The sequence below is a fragment of the Dyella sp. SG609 genome (genome assembly GCF_012275375.1).
Classification (GTDB): Bacteria; Pseudomonadota; Gammaproteobacteria; order Xanthomonadales; family Rhodanobacteraceae; genus Dyella_D; species Dyella_D marensis.
The window spans coordinates 262,896-282,193 of record NZ_JAAZQJ010000004.1 but is presented as its reverse complement, the minus strand read 5'-3'; the positions used below and the strand labels follow the sequence as shown (position 1 = coordinate 282,193).

13 protein-coding genes and 1 riboswitch are annotated in these 19,298 nt (G+C 68.8%); of the genes, 6 read left to right on the top strand and 7 right to left on the bottom strand.

The genetic code is table 11. The annotated features are described in order from the left end of the window. Positions 1-1,851 carry a TonB-dependent vitamin B12 receptor gene (gene btuB, locus FHW85_RS09715; RefSeq protein ID WP_246866720.1) on the bottom strand — a complete coding sequence of 617 codons (1,851 nt, stop codon included), beginning with the start codon at positions 1,849-1,851 and terminating at the stop codon, positions 1-3. A 121-nt stretch (positions 1,852-1,972) separates the two neighbouring features. Next, positions 1,973-2,190: riboswitch (cobalamin riboswitch) on the bottom strand. Positions 2,191-2,840: 650 nt separating this feature from the next. On the opposite strand from btuB, the gene FHW85_RS09710 reads away from it, so the two are divergent. Continuing rightward, the gene (locus FHW85_RS09710; protein WP_168648109.1) at positions 2,841-4,853 is read left to right on the top strand and encodes a phospholipase C, phosphocholine-specific; all 2,013 of its coding nucleotides are present in this window, start codon (positions 2,841-2,843) and stop codon (positions 4,851-4,853) included. Between the two features lie 192 nt (positions 4,854-5,045). Here the strand turns inward: FHW85_RS09710 and clpB are convergent, their stop codons facing one another. Continuing rightward, positions 5,046-7,628 carry an ATP-dependent chaperone ClpB gene (gene clpB / locus FHW85_RS09705; protein ID WP_210427747.1) on the bottom strand — a complete coding sequence of 861 codons (2,583 nt, stop codon included), beginning with the start codon at positions 7,626-7,628 and terminating at the stop codon, positions 5,046-5,048. A gap of 247 nt (positions 7,629-7,875) precedes the next feature. Between clpB and otsB the strand changes: the two genes are divergently transcribed. The 3 genes from otsB to otsA are packed head-to-tail and all read left to right on the top strand — an operon-like array spanning position 7,876 to position 11,892. Then, complete coding sequence (gene otsB, locus FHW85_RS09700; RefSeq protein ID WP_208399571.1) at positions 7,876-8,679, top strand: trehalose-phosphatase; 804 nt, start codon at positions 7,876-7,878, stop codon at positions 8,677-8,679. After that, positions 8,672-10,513 carry a glycoside hydrolase family 15 protein gene (locus tag FHW85_RS09695; protein WP_168648107.1) on the top strand — a complete coding sequence of 614 codons (1,842 nt, stop codon included), beginning with the start codon at positions 8,672-8,674 and terminating at the stop codon, positions 10,511-10,513. Before otsB ends, FHW85_RS09695 begins: the two co-directional genes overlap by 8 nt. After that, a complete protein-coding gene (gene otsA / locus FHW85_RS09690) occupies positions 10,510-11,892 on the top strand; it encodes an alpha,alpha-trehalose-phosphate synthase (UDP-forming) (protein ID WP_168648106.1) in 1,383 nt (460 codons plus the stop codon). Before FHW85_RS09695 ends, otsA begins: the two co-directional genes overlap by 4 nt. A gap of 104 nt (positions 11,893-11,996) precedes the next feature. On the opposite strand, the gene pgeF is transcribed toward otsA, so the two are convergent. Together pgeF and rluD are read right to left on the bottom strand one after the other, a co-directional pair. Continuing rightward, positions 11,997-12,734: a peptidoglycan editing factor PgeF gene (gene pgeF, locus FHW85_RS09685; protein WP_168648105.1), complete on the bottom strand. Its 738-nt coding sequence runs from the start codon at positions 12,732-12,734 to the stop codon at positions 11,997-11,999. Then, entirely contained in the window at positions 12,724-13,701 is a 978-nt protein-coding gene (rluD, locus tag FHW85_RS09680; RefSeq protein WP_167252407.1) for a 23S rRNA pseudouridine(1911/1915/1917) synthase RluD, read from the bottom strand. Before rluD ends, pgeF begins: the two co-directional genes overlap by 11 nt. 70 nt (positions 13,702-13,771) lie before the next feature. On the opposite strand from rluD, the gene FHW85_RS09675 reads away from it, so the two are divergent. Continuing rightward, on the top strand, positions 13,772-14,611 hold the full coding sequence (locus FHW85_RS09675) for an outer membrane protein assembly factor BamD (RefSeq protein WP_167252408.1): 840 nt from the start codon (positions 13,772-13,774) through the stop codon (positions 14,609-14,611). An 82-nt stretch (positions 14,612-14,693) separates the two neighbouring features. On the opposite strand, the gene FHW85_RS09670 is transcribed toward FHW85_RS09675, so the two are convergent. The 3 genes from FHW85_RS09670 to FHW85_RS09660 all read right to left on the bottom strand — a co-directional run bounded on the left by FHW85_RS09670 (position 14,694) and on the right by FHW85_RS09660 (position 18,090). Beyond that, a complete protein-coding gene (locus FHW85_RS09670) occupies positions 14,694-15,464 on the bottom strand; it encodes a GNAT family N-acetyltransferase (RefSeq protein WP_168648104.1) in 771 nt (256 codons plus the stop codon). Positions 15,465-15,778: 314 nt separating this feature from the next. Then, positions 15,779-17,410 carry an NAD+ synthase gene (locus FHW85_RS09665; protein WP_168648103.1) on the bottom strand — a complete coding sequence of 544 codons (1,632 nt, stop codon included), beginning with the start codon at positions 17,408-17,410 and terminating at the stop codon, positions 15,779-15,781. Positions 17,411-17,472: 62 nt separating this feature from the next. Next, positions 17,473-18,090, bottom strand: a complete 618-nt coding sequence (locus tag FHW85_RS09660) for a LysE/ArgO family amino acid transporter (RefSeq protein WP_168648102.1) — start codon at positions 18,088-18,090, stop codon at positions 17,473-17,475. A gap of 294 nt (positions 18,091-18,384) precedes the next feature. Between FHW85_RS09660 and FHW85_RS09655 the strand changes: the two genes are divergently transcribed. Continuing rightward, positions 18,385-19,293, top strand: a complete 909-nt coding sequence (locus FHW85_RS09655; RefSeq protein WP_168648101.1) for a LysR family transcriptional regulator ArgP — start codon at positions 18,385-18,387, stop codon at positions 19,291-19,293. Positions 19,294-19,298 lie beyond the last annotated feature (5 nt).

Below are 19,298 nucleotides of genomic sequence, written 5' to 3'. Positions count from 1 at the left end.
TCACTGCGCGGGCCGGTAGCTCACGCTGAGCATCGCGGTGCGGCCGGGCTGGTTGTAATAGGCCGCGGTCTCGTAGTGCTTGTCGAAGGCATTGCGCACGCTCAGCTGCACTTTCCAGTCGCGGTCCAGCGCATAGGCCAGGCGCAGGTCGGTGAGCGCATAGCCGCCCAGGCGATAGCCGTTCGCCAGGTCGTCGTAGCGCTTGCCCGCCGCGTACACGCTGGCGCCGATGCTGAAGTCGCCGAAGCCGCGATCCGCATCCACGCGCGCGCTGCGCGGGGCACGGCGCGGCAGCAGCTTGTCGCGGTAGGTGTCGCTGCGGTTGCGCGGATCCAGCCAGGTAGCGGTGCCGCGCAAGGTCCAGCCGGCCAGCGTGGTGGACGCCACCGCTTCGGCGCCGCGGATGCGCGCGCGGTCGACATTGCCCGGCACGCCGCGCGAGGCGTCGTAGGCGATCAGGTCGCGGATGCGGGTTTCGAAGGCATTGAGCGACCACAGGCCCCAGCCCGGCGTGCCGCGCAGGCCCAGCTCGTAGCTGCGCGAGCTTTCGGGCCGCAGCGCGGTGTTGCCGTAGCCGGGGTAGTACAGCTCGTTGAAGGTCGGCGCCTTGTAGGCGGAACCGGCGCTGGCGGTGAGGCGCATGCCCGGCGTGAAGTCCCAGCCCCACAGCAGGCTGCCGGTGGTCTTGCCGCCGAACTGCTGGTTGTCGTCGTGGCGCAGGCTGGCCTGCAGCGACTGCACGCCGAACGCCTGCTGCCACTGCGCGAACAGGCCGCGGTTGAGGCGCTGGTCGCGCGCATAGCTGGTGTTGCTGTCGACACGATCGCGCTGCCAGTCGTAGCCCAGGCTCCACAGGCCGCCGCCGAGATTGAGGTCGCCCTGCAGCGAGCCGAGATCGCGGTGCGTATCGAAGGTGCTGGTGTAGCGGCCGTTGAGGTAGTTGTCGCCGAGGTCGGCGCTCTGGCCGGCGCTCGCGGTGAGCGTGAAATCGCGGCTCGGCCGCCAGTGCACGCGTGCACCGTAGACCTGCTGCACCACGTCGGACTGGTTGCTGGTGGAGCCGTCGTAGGCGTTGTAGCCCCAGCTGCGCAGCCACTGCGCGTCGGCGTCCCAGGCGTCGCTGAAGCGGTAGCCGCCCTTGAGCGAGACGGAGCTGTCCCGGAAGCCGTCGCGGTCCGGTTCGTTGACGAAGCAGCCCGCGCCGCGCGGCGACGGCTTGCCGCGGCAGGCGTTGATGCCGTCGGTGTCCTCGTGCGTGGCCTGCACCGCATACCAGCCCTCGCCGACCTTGCCGGCCAGGCCGGCGGCGCCGCGGAAGCTGTCGTTGCTGCCGTAGCCCAGCTCCAGGTTCGGCTCGAAGGCGCCGCTGGGGCGTCGGGTAAAGATCTGGATCACGCCGCCCAGCGCTTCCGAACCGTAGAGGCTGGAGAACGGACCGCGCACGATCTCGATGCGCTCGATCTGCTCCACCGGGATGTTCTGGATCGACGGCTGGCCCAGGGTGGCCGAGCCGATCTTCACGCCATCCACCAGCACCAGCACGTGGTCGGCCTCGGTGCCGCGCAGGAACAGCGAGGTGGCTTTGCCCGGGCCGCCGTTGTTGGCCATCGACAGGCCCGGCGTGCCTTGCAGCAGGTCCGCCACGGATTGCGGCTGCAGGCGCTCGATCTCGGCGCGGTCGATCACGGTGACGGCGGCGAGCGTGGCCGATTCGCTCTGCTCGGTGCGGGTGGCGGTGACCACCACGCCCTTGAGGTCCTGCGAAGGCTCGTCGGCCTGCGCGGCGGTGGAAAGCAAGACAAGGGAAAACGCGGCCGCAAACGCGGACCGGCGCAAGGACGGAACATGCAATGACACTGGTGGCTCCTGGACCGCGCCTGCCCGCGCGGAATCGCTTCGGTTGCAGGACAGGCGGAAGGAGCTCCGGACGGACGCACGACGAGGGCGCGCTCGCCAGGAGCACGCCCACCGCATGTCCGGTTCACCTCGAGGCCGGTCTCCGGGCTCGCGAGCGAAGGCTGATGCCTCCCCGACCGGCGCCTTCCCATGCTTCGCAGCACAGTGGCTTCCGCCGATCGTGTCTCGCCTACCGTTGCGGGGGCAGCTCCGGAATAGCCGTCAATACGGCGCACCGGATTCCCGTTTCAACCACCGGCCAGGCCGGCGGTCACCTCAGGCCCGGGCATCTTAGCAGTACGACAAGGGGGTGCTCGTCATGACGAGTAGGAGGTGTCATGGCGAGCCCCGGCCCCTCACCCCGACCCTCTCCCCGGCGGGGAGAGGGGGATGACGGGTGGGGCGAAAATCGAGCGAAGAGCACGCGGCGCAGCCGCGGCGTTCCGCTGGTGCGCTCTTGCTCTTGATCTTCAGGGTCCCCTTGGCGCCGGCGGTGAGGGCTGGACGATCAGGCCCCGCAGGGGGCGAGGACAGGAGTCCTCGCCTTTTTGATCAGGGCATGGATGCCCTGTCAAAAAGCCCGGCCAGCCCTCACGGACCCTCAGCAGCTGCGCTGCTGAGGGCGCCAAGCAGGGTGCCCTCTCTTTTTGGTTACTTTTTCTCTGGGCACGCAGAGAAAAAGTAACTCGTCCCGCGGCAGCGGGGCGAAACCCTCGCCAACGGCGAGACCCATACGCGTCAACGCGACAACCGAGCGCCATCGCCACTGGATCCCGGCCTACGCCGGGATGACGAGTAGGGGGCGGCAAGGCGCGCCACTCGCTAGCCCCCTTCACCCCCAGTCCACCATGTGTCTCCCCACTGACGCACAGCTGGCAAGGCACTGCAACACCACTGCGATTAGCTAGGCACAGCCCGCAATCAGGCAGCACCCGAGCGCCCCCATGAGCGAAATCGACCCCAAGCGACGCCGATTCCTGCAGATGACCGCCGCCTCCGCCGGCGGCCTCGCCGCAGCCTCCCTGCTCCCCGAAACCCTGCGCCAGGCCCTGGCCGCCCCCTCCCCGACCGGCACCGGCAACCTCACCGACGTCAAGCACGTGGTGATCTTCATGCAGGAGAACCGCTCCTTCGACCACTACTACGGCAGCCTGCGCGGCGTGCGCGGCTTCGGCGACCGCGTGCCGGCGCCGCTGCCCGGCGGCGCGCGCAACGTGTGGCAGCAGCCCTACACAGGAAATACGGACGGCTATCTGCTGCCGTTCCGCATGAATACCGCGACCACCAGCGCGATCTGCGCCAATGCGCCGGCGATGAACTACCCGGTGGACACGGCGATCTTCAACAAGGGCAAGTTCGACGCCTGGAACACCGCACGCGCGGCCGGCCTCGGCATGGGCCATTTCGAGCGAGCCGACCTGCCGTTCTATTACGCGCTGGCCGACGCTTTCACCATCTGCGACCACTACTTCGCCGCCACCCTCACCCAGACCAACCCCAACCGCCTGCATGCGATGACCGGCAGCAACGGCTTGTCGGTGGGCCAGGCGGCGGTGCTGGACAACACCGAGCCGAGCGCGGGCTTTACCTGGACCACCTATGCCGAGCGCCTGGAAAAGGCCGGCGTGAGCTGGAAGGTCTACCAGGAGAGCAACAACTTCGACGACAACGCGCTGGCCTGGTTCAAGAACTTCAAGCAGGCCAAGCCGGGCACGCCGCTGCACGACAAGGGCATGGCGACGCAGGCGGACATGGTCGCCGCGTTCGCCCAGGACGTGGCCAACGACACGCTGCCGCAGGTGTCGTGGATCGTGGCCGCCGATTACCTGTCCGAACACGCCAGCTTCAAGCCGGCCTACGGCGAGGACCTGAGCGCGCGCCTGCTCGCCGCGCTCGCCGCCCATCCGGCGGTGTGGGCCAAGACCGCCTTCATCCTCAACTACGACGAGAACGGCGGCTTCTTCGACCACGTGCCGCCGCCGACGCCGCCGGCTTCGCCCAACGACGGCTTGTCCACGGTGAGCGTGACGGGCGAGATCAGCAACGGCCAGCCGATCGGCCTGGGCTTCCGCGTGCCGCTGATCGTGGTGTCGCCGTGGACGCGCGGCGGCTGGGTGTGTTCGCAGGTGTTCGACCACACCTCGGTGCTGCGTTTCCTGGAGCAGCGTTTCGGCGTGATGGAGCCGAATATCAGCGCCTGGCGCCGCGCGGTGTGCGGCGACCTGCTCAGCGCCTTCGATTTCAGCGGCAGCAACAGCGGCTGGCCCGGCTTGCCCTCCACCACCGGCTACACCGCCGCGGCGGACCAGCAGTGCAAGAACCTGCCGGCGCCGAGTATTCCCTCCACACAGGCGATGCCGGCGCAGGAAGCGGGTACGCGGCCGGCGCGCGCGCTGCCTTACACGCTGCGTGCGGATGGCCGGGTGGATGCGGCGGCGGGGCGCTACTGGATCGACTTCCATAACGACGGTGCGGCCGGCGCGGTGTTCCAGGTGTATGCGGCGAACCGCAGCGACGGGCCATGGCGCTACACGGTGGAGGCGGGCAAGCAGCTGTCGGATTACTGGAGCGCGGCGCGTTACACCCAGGGCGTGTACGACCTGGAGGCGCATGGGCCGAATGGTTTTCTGCGGCAGTATCGCGGCAGCGTGGCGACCGGGATGGGTGCGGCGCCGGAAGTGGCGGCGAGCTACGACGCCGCAGGCAATCGCCTGCGGCTGGCCGTGACCAATAACGGCGGCGCGGCATGCACCGTGACGGTCAGCAATGCTTATGTGGAGGGCGATGTGCGGATTTATTCGGTCGCCGCCGGGGCTACGGTGAATGACAGTTGGGCACTGGGTGGCCATGCCAACTGGTACGACTTGAGCGTGACGGTTGCTGAGCTTGGTGGTTATTGGCGGCGGTTGGCGGGGCATATGGAAAACGGCCTGCCAAGTATCAGCGAACCCCGCTAGCGAACTCTTCTCCCCTCCGGGGAGAAGATGGCGGCAGCCAGATGAGGGGCCGGGGCTCGCGGGAAGGGTTCGACAGGGCGCGGCCTGCTTGCTGCTTCTGCTTCTCCGCTCCGCCCGACCCCTCACCCCAGCCCTCTCCCCGGAGGGGAGAGGGGGAAAAAGAAAAGGCGCCCTGTGGGCGCCTTTCTTTTTTTACTGCGTGCGAAACACCAACTGCCCGCCTTCCGCATCCACCCCGATGACATCGCCCGGCGCGTACCGGCCTTCGAGAATCTCCTTCGCCAGCGGATTCTCCAGCTGCTGCTGGATCGCCCGCTTCAGCGGCCGCGCGCCATACACCGGATCGAAGCCCACATTGCCCAGCAGGTCCAGCGCCTTCTCGCCGATCTCCAGGCGCAGCTGGCGTTCGGCCAGGCGCTTTTCCAGGTGGATCAGCTGGATCAGGGCGATCTTGCGGATCTGCTTCTTCTCCAGCGGGCGGAACACCACCAGCTCGTCCAGGCGGTTGATGAACTCAGGACGGAAGTGCGCCTGCACCACGCCCAGCACCGAGGCCTTCATCTGCAGGTAGTCCGCTTCGGAATCGCCGGCCTGCTCCTGGATCAGCTGCGAGCCCAGGTTGGAGGTCATCACGATCACGGTATTGCGGAAATCCACCGTGCGGCCCTGGCCGTCGGTGAGGCGGCCATCGTCGAGCACCTGCAGCAGGATGTTGAACACGTCCGGATGGGCCTTCTCCACCTCGTCCAGCAGGATCACGCTGTACGGACGGCGGCGCACCGCCTCGGTGAGATAGCCGCCTTCCTCGTAGCCGACATAGCCGGGGGGCGCGCCGATCAGGCGGCTTACCGAGTGCTTCTCCATGAACTCGCTCATGTCGATGCGCACCATCGCGTCCTGCGTATCGAACAGGAACTCGGCCAGCGCCTTGCACAGCTCGGTCTTGCCCACGCCGGTAGGGCCCAGGAACAGGAAGGAGCCATACGGGCGGTTCGGATCGGACAGGCCGGCACGCGCGCGGCGGATCGCGTCGGACACCGCGCGCACCGCTTCGTCCTGGCCGACCACGCGCTTGTGCAGCGCCTCTTCCATATGCAGCAGCTTCTCGCGCTCGCCTTCCAGCATCTTGCTGACCGGGATGCCGGTCCAGCGCGATACGACCTCGGCGATCTCCTCGTCGGTGACGCGGTCCTGCACCAGCTTGAACTCGTGCTTCTCGGCGGCCTGTGCGGCGGCGAGCTGCTTTTCCAGTTCCGGCAGGCGGCCGTACTGCAGCTCGCTCATCTTGGCGTAGTCCTGGCGGCGCTGCGCGGCTTCCAGCTGCACGCGGGCCTGCTCGATCTGTTCCTTGATCTTGGTCGCGCCCTGCAGCAGCGCCTTCTCCGACTTCCACACTTCGTCGAGGTCGGAGAACTCGCGCTCGAGTTTTTCGATATCGCTTTCCAGGTCGGCCAGGCGCTTCCTGGACGCCTCGTCGGTTTCCTTGCGCAGCATTTCGCGCTGGATCTTCAGCTGGATCAGGCGGCGCTCCAGGCGGTCCAGTTCCTCCGGCTTGGAATCGATCTCCATGCGGATGCGGCTGGCCGCCTCGTCCATCAGGTCGATCGCCTTGTCCGGCAGCTGGCGGTCGGTGATATAGCGGTTGGACAGCGTGGCGGCGGCGACGATGGCCGGATCGGTGATCTCCACGCCGTGGTGCACCGAATAGCGTTCCTTGAGGCCGCGCAAAATCGCGATGGTGTCTTCCACGCTGGGCTCGCCCACGAACACCTTCTGGAAGCGGCGCTCCAGCGCGGCGTCCTTCTCGATGTACTTGCGGTACTCGTCCAAGGTGGTGGCGCCGATGCAGTGCAGCTCGCCGCGCGCCAGCGCGGGCTTGAGCATGTTGCCGGCGTCCATGGCGCCGTCGGCCTTGCCGGCGCCGACCATGGTGTGCAGCTCGTCGATGAACAGGATCACCCGGCCTTCCTGCTTGGACAGGTCGTTGAGCACGCCCTTCAGGCGCTCCTCGAATTCGCCGCGGAACTTGGCGCCGGCGATCAGCGCGCCCATGTCCAGCGCCAGCACGCGGCGGTCGCGCAGGCCTTCGGGCACTTCGCCGTTGACGATGCGCTGGGCCAGGCCTTCGACGATGGCGGTCTTGCCCACGCCGGGTTCGCCGATCAGCACGGGGTTGTTCTTGGTGCGCCGCTGCAGCACCTGGATGGTGCGGCGGATTTCCTCGTCGCGGCCGATCACCGGATCGAGCTTGCCGCTCTCGGCGCGCGCGGTCAGGTCGACGCAGTATTTCTCCAGCGCCTGGCGCTGGTCCTCGGCATTCTCGCTCTGCACCTTTTCGCCTCCGCGAATCTTGTCGATCGCCTGTTCCAGGTTGGCTTTGTGGGCGCCCGCGGCCTTCAGCGCCGCGCCGAGATCGCCTTTGTCCTCCAGCGCCGCGAGTACGAACAGCTCGCTGGCGATGAACTGGTCGCCGCGCTGCTGCGCGAGCTTGTCGGTGAGGTTGAGCAGGCGCGTGAGGTCGTTGCCGATATGCACGTTGCCTTCGTCGCCTTTGACGCGGGGCAGGCGGTCCAGCGCTTCGCCCACGCGCTGGCGCAAGGTGGGCACGTTGACCTGGGCCTGGGTCAGCAGCGGCGCGGTGGTGTCGCCCTGCTGGTCGAGCAGCGCGGCCATCACGTGCACCGGTTCGAGCATATTGTTGTCGCGGCCCACCGCCATGGATTGCGCGTCGGCCAGCGCTTGTTGGAAGCGCGATGTCAGTTTGTCCATCCGCATAGATAGAACCCCGCAAAGATAAAGATTCGGCAGCCCCCGAGGCCGCTCACTGCCCGATGAGATGCGGTCCGCCCCCAACGATTCAAGTAGGTTGGGGTGAGCGCAGCGAACCCCGATGCGGCGGCACCGTTGGGGTTCGCTGCGCTCACCCCAACCTACGTTGATTCATGCAGACACATCCAAAGCTGATCTTCACATTCGCCCTGCTAGGCTCGTTCTGATGTCTTTTTCCCCCGCCTTCCCCCGCATGCCTGCTGCGACCCCGCTTCCGGCACCGCCCCTGCCCGGCACTGGCGACCGCTGGGCCCTGTTCCTGGACGTCGATGGCACCCTGCTCGAGTTTGCCGAGCGCCCCGGCGACGTGCGCGTCGATCCCGAGCTGTACGCGCTGCTGGCCGAACTCTACGCCTATCTCGATGGCGCGCTCGCGCTGGTGAGCGGACGCAGCCTGGTCGGCCTCGACGCACTGTTCGGTTCGCCACCGTGGGCGATGGCCGGCCTGCACGGCCTGCAGCTGCGCCACGCCGACGGCGAGCGGCGCGAGACGCGCGTCAGCGCCAGCCGGCGCACCCTGGTGCTGCATGCGGCGGAGTCGATCGCGCGCGCGCATCCCGGCGTGCTGGTGGAGAACAAAGACCTGGCCGTGGCCCTGCATTGCCGCGCCGCGCCGGCCGCATACGAAACGCTGCGTGAAGCCGTGCTGGCGCTGCTGCCGGGCCTGCCCGGCTACGAGCTGCAGGCCGGCAACCTGGTGCTGGAACTCAAGCCCGCCGGCATGGACAAGGGCAAGGCGGTGACCGAGCTGCTGGAACGCCCGCCGTTCGCCGGCCGCCTGCCCGTGTACCTCGGCGACGACCTCACCGACGAACACGGCTTCGCCGCCACCAATCTGGAGAACGGGATCAGCGTCCGCGTCGGCGAACGCGAACCCACGCTCGCCCAATACACCCTGCCGGGCCCGTCGTCGGCACAGGCCTGGCTGCAACGTGTCTTGAACGTGCTCAAGCAAGGAGTCGAACCCCATGCCCATGCCCTTGGAGGGAATGCCTGAACCCCGCACCAGGTCCGACGACACCGGACCTGGCGGCAGCGATACCCGGGCCAATCCGCAGACATTGGCTCTGGGCGTGATCGGCAACGGCAGCGTGGCCGCGCTGATCGACGGCATGGCCCGCATCGTGTGGTGCTGCCTGCCGCGCTTCGACAGCGACGCCAGCTTCTGCGCCCTGCTCTCGCCCGCGAGCGAGGGGGGCGACTGGAGCGTCGAGCTGGAACATGTCGAACGGGCCGAGCAGGAATACCTGCCGAACACCGCAGTGCTGGTCACGCGGCTGTACGACCGCCACGGCAACGCCATCGAGATCACCGATTTCGCGCCGCGCCACCGCACCCGCGGGCGCTTCTACCATCCGGTGATGCTGGCCCGGCGCATCCGGCCGATCCAGGGCAATCCGCGCATCCGCATCCTGCTGCGGCCGCTGTGCGACTACGGCGCGCGCCAGCCCGACACCACCTCCGGCAGCAATCACCTGCGGTTTCTGCTGAGCGACGTGGTGCAGCGCCTGACCACTGACGTGGCGGTGCCGCTGATCGAGCGCGGCCTGTTCTTCCACCTGGACCGGCCCGCCAACCTGGTGTTCGGCCCCGACGAAACGCTTGCCACCAGCCCCGCGGATTTCATCCACGGCACGCTGGAATACACCATCGCCTACTGGCGCGACTGGGTGCGCTACCTGTCCATTCCCTACGAATGGCAGGCGCCGGTGATCCGCGCCGCGATCACCTTGAAGCTGTGCCAGTACGAGGCCACCGGCGCCATCATCGCCGCGCTGACCACCTCGATTCCCGAAGCGCCGGGCACCAGCCGCAACTGGGACTACCGCTACTGCTGGCTGCGCGACGCCGCCTTCGTGGTGCGCGCGCTCAACCGGCTGGGCGCCACGCGCAGCATGGAGGAATACATCCGCTACGTGTTCAACATCGTCTCCGCCGAAGGCGATCATGAAGTCGGCCCGGTGTTCGGCATCACCTTCGAGCGCGAGCTGCCCGAGCGCGAGGCCGAAGGCCTGGCCGGCTACCGCGGCATGGGGCCGGTGCGCATCGGCAACGACGCCTGGCGCCAGCGCCAGAACGACGTGTACGGCTCGGTGGTGCTGGCTTCCGCGCAGCTGTTCTTCGACCAGCGCCTGGAGAATCCCGGCGATGCGCGCACCTTCGAGCGCCTGGAAAGCATGGGCCGCATGGCCCTGCGGATGGCGGAGGAACCGGATGCCGGGCTATGGGAATTCCGCGGCCGCGCCGCCGTGCACACCTATTCGGCGGCGATGTGCTGGGCCGCCTGCGACCGCCTGGCGCATATCGCCACCGAGCTGGGCCTGACCGATCGCGCGCGCTACTGGCACGACGAGGCGGTGGCGCTGCACGAGCGCATTTCCGCGCGCGTCTGGAACGAACGGCTGGGGCATTTCGTCGACGCCTACGACGGCGAGCACCTGGATGCCAGCCTGCTGTTGCTGGCCGATATCGGCTTCGTGCGCGGGCGCGATCCGCGCTTCATCGCCACGGTGGATGCGATCGGCAAGGCACTCGGCCGCGGCGATTACCTGTTCCGCTATATCGCGCCGGACGACTTCGGCACGCCGGAAACCAGCTTCAATATCTGCACCTTCTGGTACATCGAGGCGCTGGCCGCCACCGGACGCAAGCGGCGCGCGCGGCAGATGTTCGAGCACATGCTGTCGCAGCTCAATCCGCTGGGCCTGCTGTCGGAGGATCTGGCGCCGGGCACCGGCGAGCACTGGGGCAATTTTCCGCAGACCTATTCGCTGGTGGGCCTGGTGCAGACCGCGATGCGCTTGTCGCGCCGCTGGGAGGACGAGCTATGAGCGTGGTGCCGTCACGCACCGGCCGCCTGATCGTCGTCTCCAACCGGGTCGCATTACCTAAGCAGACCGCCACCGGCGGCCTCGCCTCGGCCATGCGCGCGGCGCTGCAGGAAGCCGGCGGCTTATGGTTCGGCTGGAGCGGCAAGATCGCCGGCGAGACCGCGGCCACCGTGCACCACCTGTACGACGGCCCGGTGCACTACGCCACCATCGACCTGTCGCGCGACGACCACGACCATTTCTACGACGGCTTCGCCAACCGCACCCTGTGGCCGCTGCTGCATTACCGGCCGGACCTGGTCGACTACAACCGCGGCCATCTGGACGGCTATCTGCGCGTCAACCGCGTGTTCGCCGAGCGCCTGGCCGCGCTGGTCGAGCAGGACGACGCGATCTGGATCAACGACTACCACCTGATCCCGCTGGCCTCGATGCTGCGCGAGCGCGGCGTGCGCAACCGCATCGGCTTCTTCCTGCATACGCCGCTGCCGCCGGCCGGCCTGCTGATCGCGCTGCCGCGCCATCGCGAGCTGCTGGAAACGCTGGCCGCCTACGACCTGGTGGGCGTGCACACGGCGCGCGACCTGCGCGCGCTGGAGGAATACTTCGTGCACGAAACGGGCGCCCGCCTGCGCGGCGGCCATCGCCTGCGGCTGGGCCACCGGCGTTTTCGCGCGGGCGTGTTCCCGATCGGCATCGACACGCGGCAGGTGGCCGAGGCGGCGGCGAAAGCCGGTACGCTGGATCCGATCGAAGACCTGCGCAGCAGCCTGGAAGGCCGCGCGCTGATCATCGGCGTGGACCGGCTGGACTACTCCAAGGGCCTGCCGCAACGCTTCGACGCCTACGCGCGCCTGCTCGAACGCATGCCGGACTGGCACCGCCGCGTGAGCTTCCTGCAGATCGCCCCGCCATCGCGCAGCACCGTGCCGGAGTACCGGCAGATCCGCCGCGACCTCGAACGCAAGGCCGGGCACATCAATGGCGTTTACGCGGCGCCGGACTGGGTGCCGATCCGCTACGTCAACAAGTCGTTTCCGCACAGCGTGCTGAGCGGGTATTACCGCAATGCCAAGGTGGGACTGGTGACGCCGATGCGCGACGGCATGAACCTGGTGGCGAAGGAATACGTGGCGAGCCAGAACCCGGAGGATCCGGGGGTGCTGGTGTTGTCGCGGTTCGCCGGCGCGGCGCAGGAGCTGGACGAGGCTTTGCTGGTGAATCCCGCGGATACCGAGGAAGTGGCCGATGCGCTGGAGCGCGCGCTGGCGATGCCGCTGGAGGAAAGGAAGATGCGCTGGCGGGCGATGATGGATGTGCTGGAGCGGCAGGACATTACGGCGTGGCGGAGGAGTTTCCTGGCGGCGCTGCGCGAATGACCCAGGTGTAGGTTGGGGTGAGCCGCAGGCGAACCCCAACAACGCGGCGTGTTTGGAGGTGCCGACGTTGGGGTTCGCCTGCGGCTCACCCCAACCTACTCCGGTTACTGAAGCCAGATCAGCGTGGCGAAGCGGCCGCTGCGTGCGGCGTCGCGGCGGTACGAGTAGAAGCGCGGGTCGGCCAGGGTGTCGAAGCCGCCGCCGTAGATGGCGCAAACGCCGGCGCGCTCCAGCCGGCGGCGCGCCAGTCCCGCGAGGTCGCACAGCCAGTGGCCCGGGCGGGTCGGAACGAAGCAGGCTTCTGCCCCCGCATCGTCGGCGATAAAGGCCTCGCGCACTTCCGCGCCGACTTCGTACGAAGCCGCACCGATGCACGGCCCCAGCCACGCCATCACTGCGCCGGGCCGGGCGCGCAGATGCCCCAGCGTCGCCTCCAGCACACCGGCCGCGAGGCCGCGCCAACCGGCATGAGCCGCGGCGACTTCGCCGCCATCCACCGCGCAGAACAGCACCGGCAGGCAATCGGCGGTGAGGATGGCCAGCGGCTCGCCGCGCGTGCGGGTCACCGCGGCATCCGCTTCCGGCTCGTCTTGCGCGCCGGTGTCGGCCACCGCGATGCCATGCACCTGCCGCAGCCAGCGCGGCGGCGCCGGCAAGTCGAGCATGGATGCCAGCGCCGCCCGGTTGGCGGCTACCGCCTCGACCGCGTCGCCGCAGCGGCTGCCGAGGTTGAAGCGCTCGAACGGGGATGCCGAGGCGCCGGGCACGTCGCGGGTGCTCACCGCCGCATGCACGCCGGCCGGCGCCGGCCAGTCCGGGCGCAGCCAGCCCTCAGTAGTCATCGTAGGGATCCGCGTGGGCGGCATCCTCGCGCAGGGTGTTGATCAGCGCGTCCAGGTCCGCCGGCCGCGCGGCCGTGAACGACAGCGGCTCGCCGCTAACCGGGTGCTCGAAGGCCAGCCGCTCCGCATGCAGGGCCTGGCGGCGGAAGCCGCGCAGCGCCGCCACCAGCTCGGGCGAGGCGCCCTTGGGCAGGCGCAGGCCGCCGCCGTACAGCGGGTCGCCGACCAGGGGGTGGCCGATATGCGCCATGTGCACGCGGATCTGGTGGGTGCGGCCGGTCTCCAGGCTGCACTGCAGCAGGGCATGGGCGCGGAAGCGTTCGCGCAGGCGGTAGTGGGTGACGGCGCGCTTGCCGTCCTCCTCGTCGCGCACGGCCTGGCGCAGGCGGTCGCCCATATGGCGGCCGATCGGCGCGTCCACCGTGCCGCCGGCCACCAGCAGGCCCATCACCACGGCCTCGTACTGCCGCTCCACCTCGTGGCGGGACAGCATGTCGACCAGGGCGGTATGGGCCGCCAGCGAGCGGGCCACCACCATCAGGCCGGAGGTGTCCTTGTCCAGGCGGTGCACGATGCCCCCGCGCGGCAGCTCGGCCAGCTTGGGGTCGTGGTGCAGCAAGGCGTTCAGCAAAGTGCCGGCCGCATTGCCGGCGCCGGGGTGGACCACCAGGCCGGCCGGCTTGTTCAGCACCAGCAGGTGCTCGTCCTGGTGGACCACCTCCAGCGCGATATCTTCCGGTTCCAGCTCGACCTCGGCCGCAAGCTCCGCCTCCAGCCGCACCTGCTCGCCGCCGCGCAGCAGGTGGCGCGGGGGCGCGGCGGCGCCGTCCAGGGTCACCGCCCCGGCCTTGATCCACGCCGCCAGGCGGGATCGCGAGTAGTCCGGGAACATCTCGGCCAAGGCCCGGTCGAAGCGCCACCCGGCTGCCGACAGCGGCACGGTGGCCTCGTGGCGGATGGTCGTCATGGCCGGCCGCCCGGGTTTCCGGTGGTTTCGGCTATCATCCCTTTTCGATCAAACATCTGAACCCTTTCCCATGCGCGTAACCAAGCTGCAGGTCTTCAAAGTACTGGTGGTGCTCGCCGTCGTCGCCACGATGAGCGCGTGCTCCATGTTCCGGAGCAAGAAGGAAACCATCGACACCATGCCGGTGGAGAAGCTGTACAGCACCGCGCACGACTCCCTGGTCCATTCCGACTACGCCGCCGCGACCAAGGCCTACCAGCGACTGATCGCGCGCTTCCCGTCCGGCGACTTCAACGAACAGGCCCAGCTTGACCTGGCCTATTCGCAGTACAAGGACAACCAGCCGGACGACGCCTACTCCACGGTCAACCGCTTCATCAAGACGTATCCGACCCACAAGCATGTGGATTATGCCTATTACCTGCGCGGCCTGATCAATTTCGACCGCACCGGCGGCTTTATCGAGCGCGTGTTCCAGCGCACCGAGAGCCAGGCCCGCCGCGACCAGGGCTACAACCTGCAGGCCTTCGACGACTTCTCCGAGCTGACCCGCCGCTTCCCGGACAGCGCCTACTCGGCCGACGCCCGCCAGCGCATGATCTACCTGCGCAACGTGCTGGCCCAGTTCGAGGTCAACGTGGCCGAGTTCTACCTGCGCCGCAAGGCCTACATCGCCTCGGCCGACCGCGCCCAGTACGTGATCGAGCACTACCAGCAGGCGCCGCAGACCGGCGACGCGCTGGCCATCCTCACCCGCAGCTACATCGGCCTGGAGCGTCCGCAGCTGGCCGAGCAGACCCGCAAGGTGCTGGCGCTGAACTACCCGAACCATCCCTACCTGACGGACGAGAAGTGGCCGCACGCCCCGTCCACGCTGCGCAAGATGGTGCCGTTCTCCGGCCACCACTAAGCCGCATCGCCAAAGCCGGGATCAACCCCCGCATCCGAAAACGCCACGGCCAGCGCCGTGGCGTTTTCGTTTGCGCGGCCGCTCACCGCGTTACACCGATCAACTCGCCGAAACGATGGAACCCGGCCCGCGCATACACGCGGTGTTCGTTGCCGGCCGCCGTCATCAGGAACGGCAAGCTCACGCCCTGCACGAAAGCGTGGTCCGCCAGCAGCGCGGTGACCGCGCCGCCGATGCCGCGGCCGCGCACATCCTCGCGCACGCCGATCGCCGCGATCTCGGTAACACCCTCCAGCGGGGGCGAATACAGCCCCGCGCCGAGCGCATCGCCGCTGTCGCGGCAGCGGGCCAGGGCGACCGCGCCGCCCTTTTCCACCACGCCGGCCAGCCGCTCCACGTCGGCCGCGCAGGTGCCGGATACGCCGTAGGCGGCGTTCTGCACCTCGGCGGCCGCGTGCAGTTCGTGCTCGCGTTCGGCCAGCAGCCACTCCACGCCGTCGAGATCGCCATCGGCGGCCAGGCTGTCGGGCGTGCAGGTCATCAGCGCCAGCGGCTCCTCGCGGAAGAAGCCGGCATCGAGCAGGCGGGGCAGCACCTCGGGAGCCATGTCGTGGATGTATTCCAGGCGCGGCTTGCGCTGCTTGCGGTCGAACAGGTCGATCAGCGAGGCCAGTTCGTGCGCATTCGGCGCGGCGCCGTCCACCGGCGTGGCGTAGTTCCATCCGGGTTCGGTGCTGGCCGAGTCGAGGGTGACGTGGAACGGTTGCAGGCAACGGTTGCCCTGCTGCAGCGCTATGCGGGCGCGCAGATAGGCGGAGACACGGCTCAGCGCCGTGCGGTCATGCATTGTCATGGGTGGGGTACTCAGTCTCGTCCCGGCGCGGGCAGCGACAGGACATGCCGGATCGCCCGAACCGCGAGGCTCGGGTACGGATGCGGGGGCCGCGAACGCGGCCGTCAGAACGGACTTAGTGAACGGTCCAGCGGAGAAAACCAGTGGACGGCGTCAGCAGGCGGCGATCTGCGCGGCAGCGGCGACGGCGGACTTGCGTGAGGCGATGACAATCATGGCGCACCTCCGATTCGGAAGGCCGCGGATCGTTCCAAAGACTACCCCGCGCTGTCAAGCGCGACATGCAAAAACGTGAATCCGTTAGTGCGCGAGCCTCAACGCCACCCGGACGTAATCGGATAGCGACGCTCGCGCCCGAATGCACGCGTGGTCACGCGCGGCCCCGGCGCCGACTGCCGGCGCTTGAATTCGTTGAGCAGCACCAGGCGCACCACGCGGCGCACGGTGTCGCAGTGGAAACCCTGCGCGGCGATCTCGGCCTGCGACAGCTCGCCTTCGATAAAGCGCTCGAGAATCGCATCGAGCTCGTCGTACGGCGGCAGCGAATCCTGGTCGGTCTGGTTGTCGCGCAGCTCGGCCGACGGCGGACGCTCGATCACCGCCGGCGGAATCACCTCGCCGCCGCCGAAGCGCTCGGCATGCGCATTGCGCCAGCGCGACAGGCGGTAGACCACGGTCTTGTAGACATCCTTCAGCGGCGCATAGGCGCCGCACATGTCGCCGTACAGCGTGGCGTAGCCCACCGCCATCTCGCTCTTGTTGCCGGTGGCCAGCAGCAGGCGGCCGTGCTTGTTGCTCAGCGCCATCAGCATGGCGCCACGGGTGCGCGACTGCAGGTTCTCTTCGGTGAGGTCCGCCGGCTTGCCGCCGAAGGCGGGCGTGAGCGCGTCGATAAAGCTCTGGAAGGTCTGCTCGATCGGAATGATGTGGTACTCGACGCCCAGCTGCTCGGCCTGTGCGCGCGCGCCGTCCAGCGACAGCTGCGAGGTGTAGCGCGAAGGCATCATCACCGCGGTCACGCGCTGCGGCCCGAGCGCATCGACGGCCAGCGCCAGCGTGAGCGCCGAATCGATGCCGCCGGACAGGCCCAGCAGCACGCCGCCGAAGCCGTTCTTCTCGATGTAGTCGCGGATGCCGCGCACCAGCGCGGCGTACAGCGTGGCTTCCGGCGCGTCGTCCAGCCGCGCGGGCCAGGCGTCGGCGCGGAGCGTGCGCGACTGCGCGTCGAAATCCGCCCATAGCAGCGCTTCGGTAAACGCCGGCGCGCGCGCGGCGATGCTGCCGTCGCCGTTGACCAGCAGCGAGCCGCCGTCATACACGACTTCGTCCTGCCCGCCGACCAGGTTGAGATAGACGATGGCGCAGCCGGTTTCCTGCGCGCGGGCGCGCAGCACCGCTTCGCGCTCGGCCTGCTTGGCGCCGTCCCACGGCGAGGCATTGATCACGACGATGAGTTCGGCGCCGGCAAGCGCGGCCTGCGCGGCGGCTTCCGGCTGCCAGATGTCCTCGCAGATCAGCAGGCCGACGGTGACGCCTTCGATGGTGCTCACCGCGGTCTCGTGGCCGGGCCGGAAGTAGCGCTTGTCGTCGAACACGCCGTAGTTCGGCAGTGCCTGCTTGTGCGCGGTCAGTTCGATGCGCCCTTCGCGCAGCAGGCTGGCGGCGTTGTACACCTCGCCCTCGCTGTGCGGATGGCCGACCAGCGCGGCCACGCCGTTGGTGGCGGCGGCCAGCGCGTGCAGCTCGCTGTCGCAGGCGGCCAGGAAGCTGGGGCGCAGCAGCAGGTCTTCCGGCGGATAGCCGCTCAGGGTGAGCTCCGGATACACCACCAGGTCGGCCCCGCCGTCGCGCGCCTGCGCCAGCAGGTCGCCCACGCGGGCCGCATTGGCGGCGACCGCCCCTACCGGAAAATCGAACTGGGCGAGGGCGAGGCGCAGGGTGGTCATGCCTGGGAATCCATGGGGAATGGCCGCTCATGATACTCGCAGCCCTTCCCCGCCGGCGCGGGTCAACCCAGCGGCCGGGTCAGCAGCAGCACCGCCAGTGTCACCATGAAAGCCGCCACCAGCACGTCGAACACGCGCCACGCCATGGGGCTGCGGAACACCGGCAGCAGTGCGCGCGCGCCATAGCCCAGCGCTGTGAACCACAGCACGCTGGCCGTGCACGCGCCGCCCGCGAACGACCAGCGCCCCGCGCCTTCGTAATGCGTGGACAGGCTGCCCAGCAGCACCACCGTGTCGAGATAGACGTGCGGATTGAGCAGGGTGAAGGCCAGGCAGGCCAGCAGTGCGCGGCGGCGGCCGGCGGAGCCGTCTTCCGACGGCTGCAGGCCGCTCTCGCCGTTCCAGGCGCGGCGCAATGCCAGGGCGCCATAGGCGAGCAGGAAAGCCGCGCCGGCATAGCGCAGCACCTGCAGCAGCGCGGGCATCTCCTTCACCAGCAGGCCCATGCCGGCCACGCCGAGCAGGATCAGCGCCGCGTCGGCCACGATGCACACCAGCACCACCGGCCCGACGTGCCGGCGCTGCAGGCCCTGGCGCAGCACGAAGGCGTTCTGCGCGCCGATGGCGATGATCAGGCCTGCGCCGGCGGCGAGGCCCGCTAGATAAGCGGAGGTCTGCATGAAGATTTCGACGGTTGGTGATGAAAGAACGCGGGATAGGCCGCGACGTAAAGCCCCTCTCCCTCCGGCGACCCGCAGGTAGTCCCCGTGGGAGAGAGGGGTGGGGGTGAGGGTACGGGCGGAGCGAGGCGCCCCGCTCCGCCCGTACCCTCATCCGGCTGCCGCCACCTTCTCCCGGAGGGAGAAGGATTCGGGCTTGGGGACTGAGTCCATCAAGGATGCGATACGCCCTCATTTCAGTAAAACTAAATCGACTTATCCTGAATTAGATTTTCTTCATCGAAGGAACCCGCCATGACCCTGCTCAACCCCCAGCTCGCCGCCTTCGCCGCCGTGCTCGGCGAAGGCAGTTTCGAAGGCGCCGCGCGGCGGCTGTCGGTGACGCCGTCGGCGGTGTCCCAGCGCATCAAGGCGCTGGAGGACCGGCTGGGCCAGGTGCTGATCCTGCGCCAGGCGCCCTGCCGCGCCACCGCCGCCGGCGAACACCTGCTGCGCAGCGTGCAGCAGATGCAGCTGCTGGAAGCGGAAACCCTGCAGGCCTTCGCGGTGGAGCGCGCGGCGGACCAGGCGCCGGCCACGCTGGCCATCGCGGTGAACGCCGATTCGCTGGCCACCTGGTTCCTCGGCGCGCTCGCCGCGCTGCACGAACGCCACGGCCTGCTGTTCGACGTGCGGGTGGAAGACCAGGACCACTCGCTGGACCTGCTGCGCGATGGCAGCGTGCTCGGCGCGATCACCGCCGATGCGCACCCGGTGCAGGGCTGCACGTCACGGCCGCTGGGCGCGATGCGCTACCTGCCGATCGCCTCGCCCAGGTTCGTGGCGCGCCACTTCGCGCATGGCGTGGATGCCGCCGCGCTGGGCAGCGCGCCGATGGTGGTGTTCAACCGCAAGGACGCGCTGCAGCGGCGCTTCATCCGCAAAATCACCCGCGCCCGGCTGGCCCCGCCTACCCACTACCTGCCCTCCTCCACCGGCTTCGTCGATGCCGCGGGGCTGGACCTGGGCTGGTGCATGGCGCCGGAATCGATGCTGCGCAAACCGCTGCGCGAGGGCACCGTGCAGGCCATCGCGCCCGGGCGCTGGCTGGACGTGCCGCTGTACTGGCAGCACTGGTCGGTGCGCTCGGCCACGCTGGAGCGGCTCACCGCCGCCCTGCTCGCCACCGCCGCCAAACAGCTGCGCCAGCGCGACGGCGCTTAAAGAAC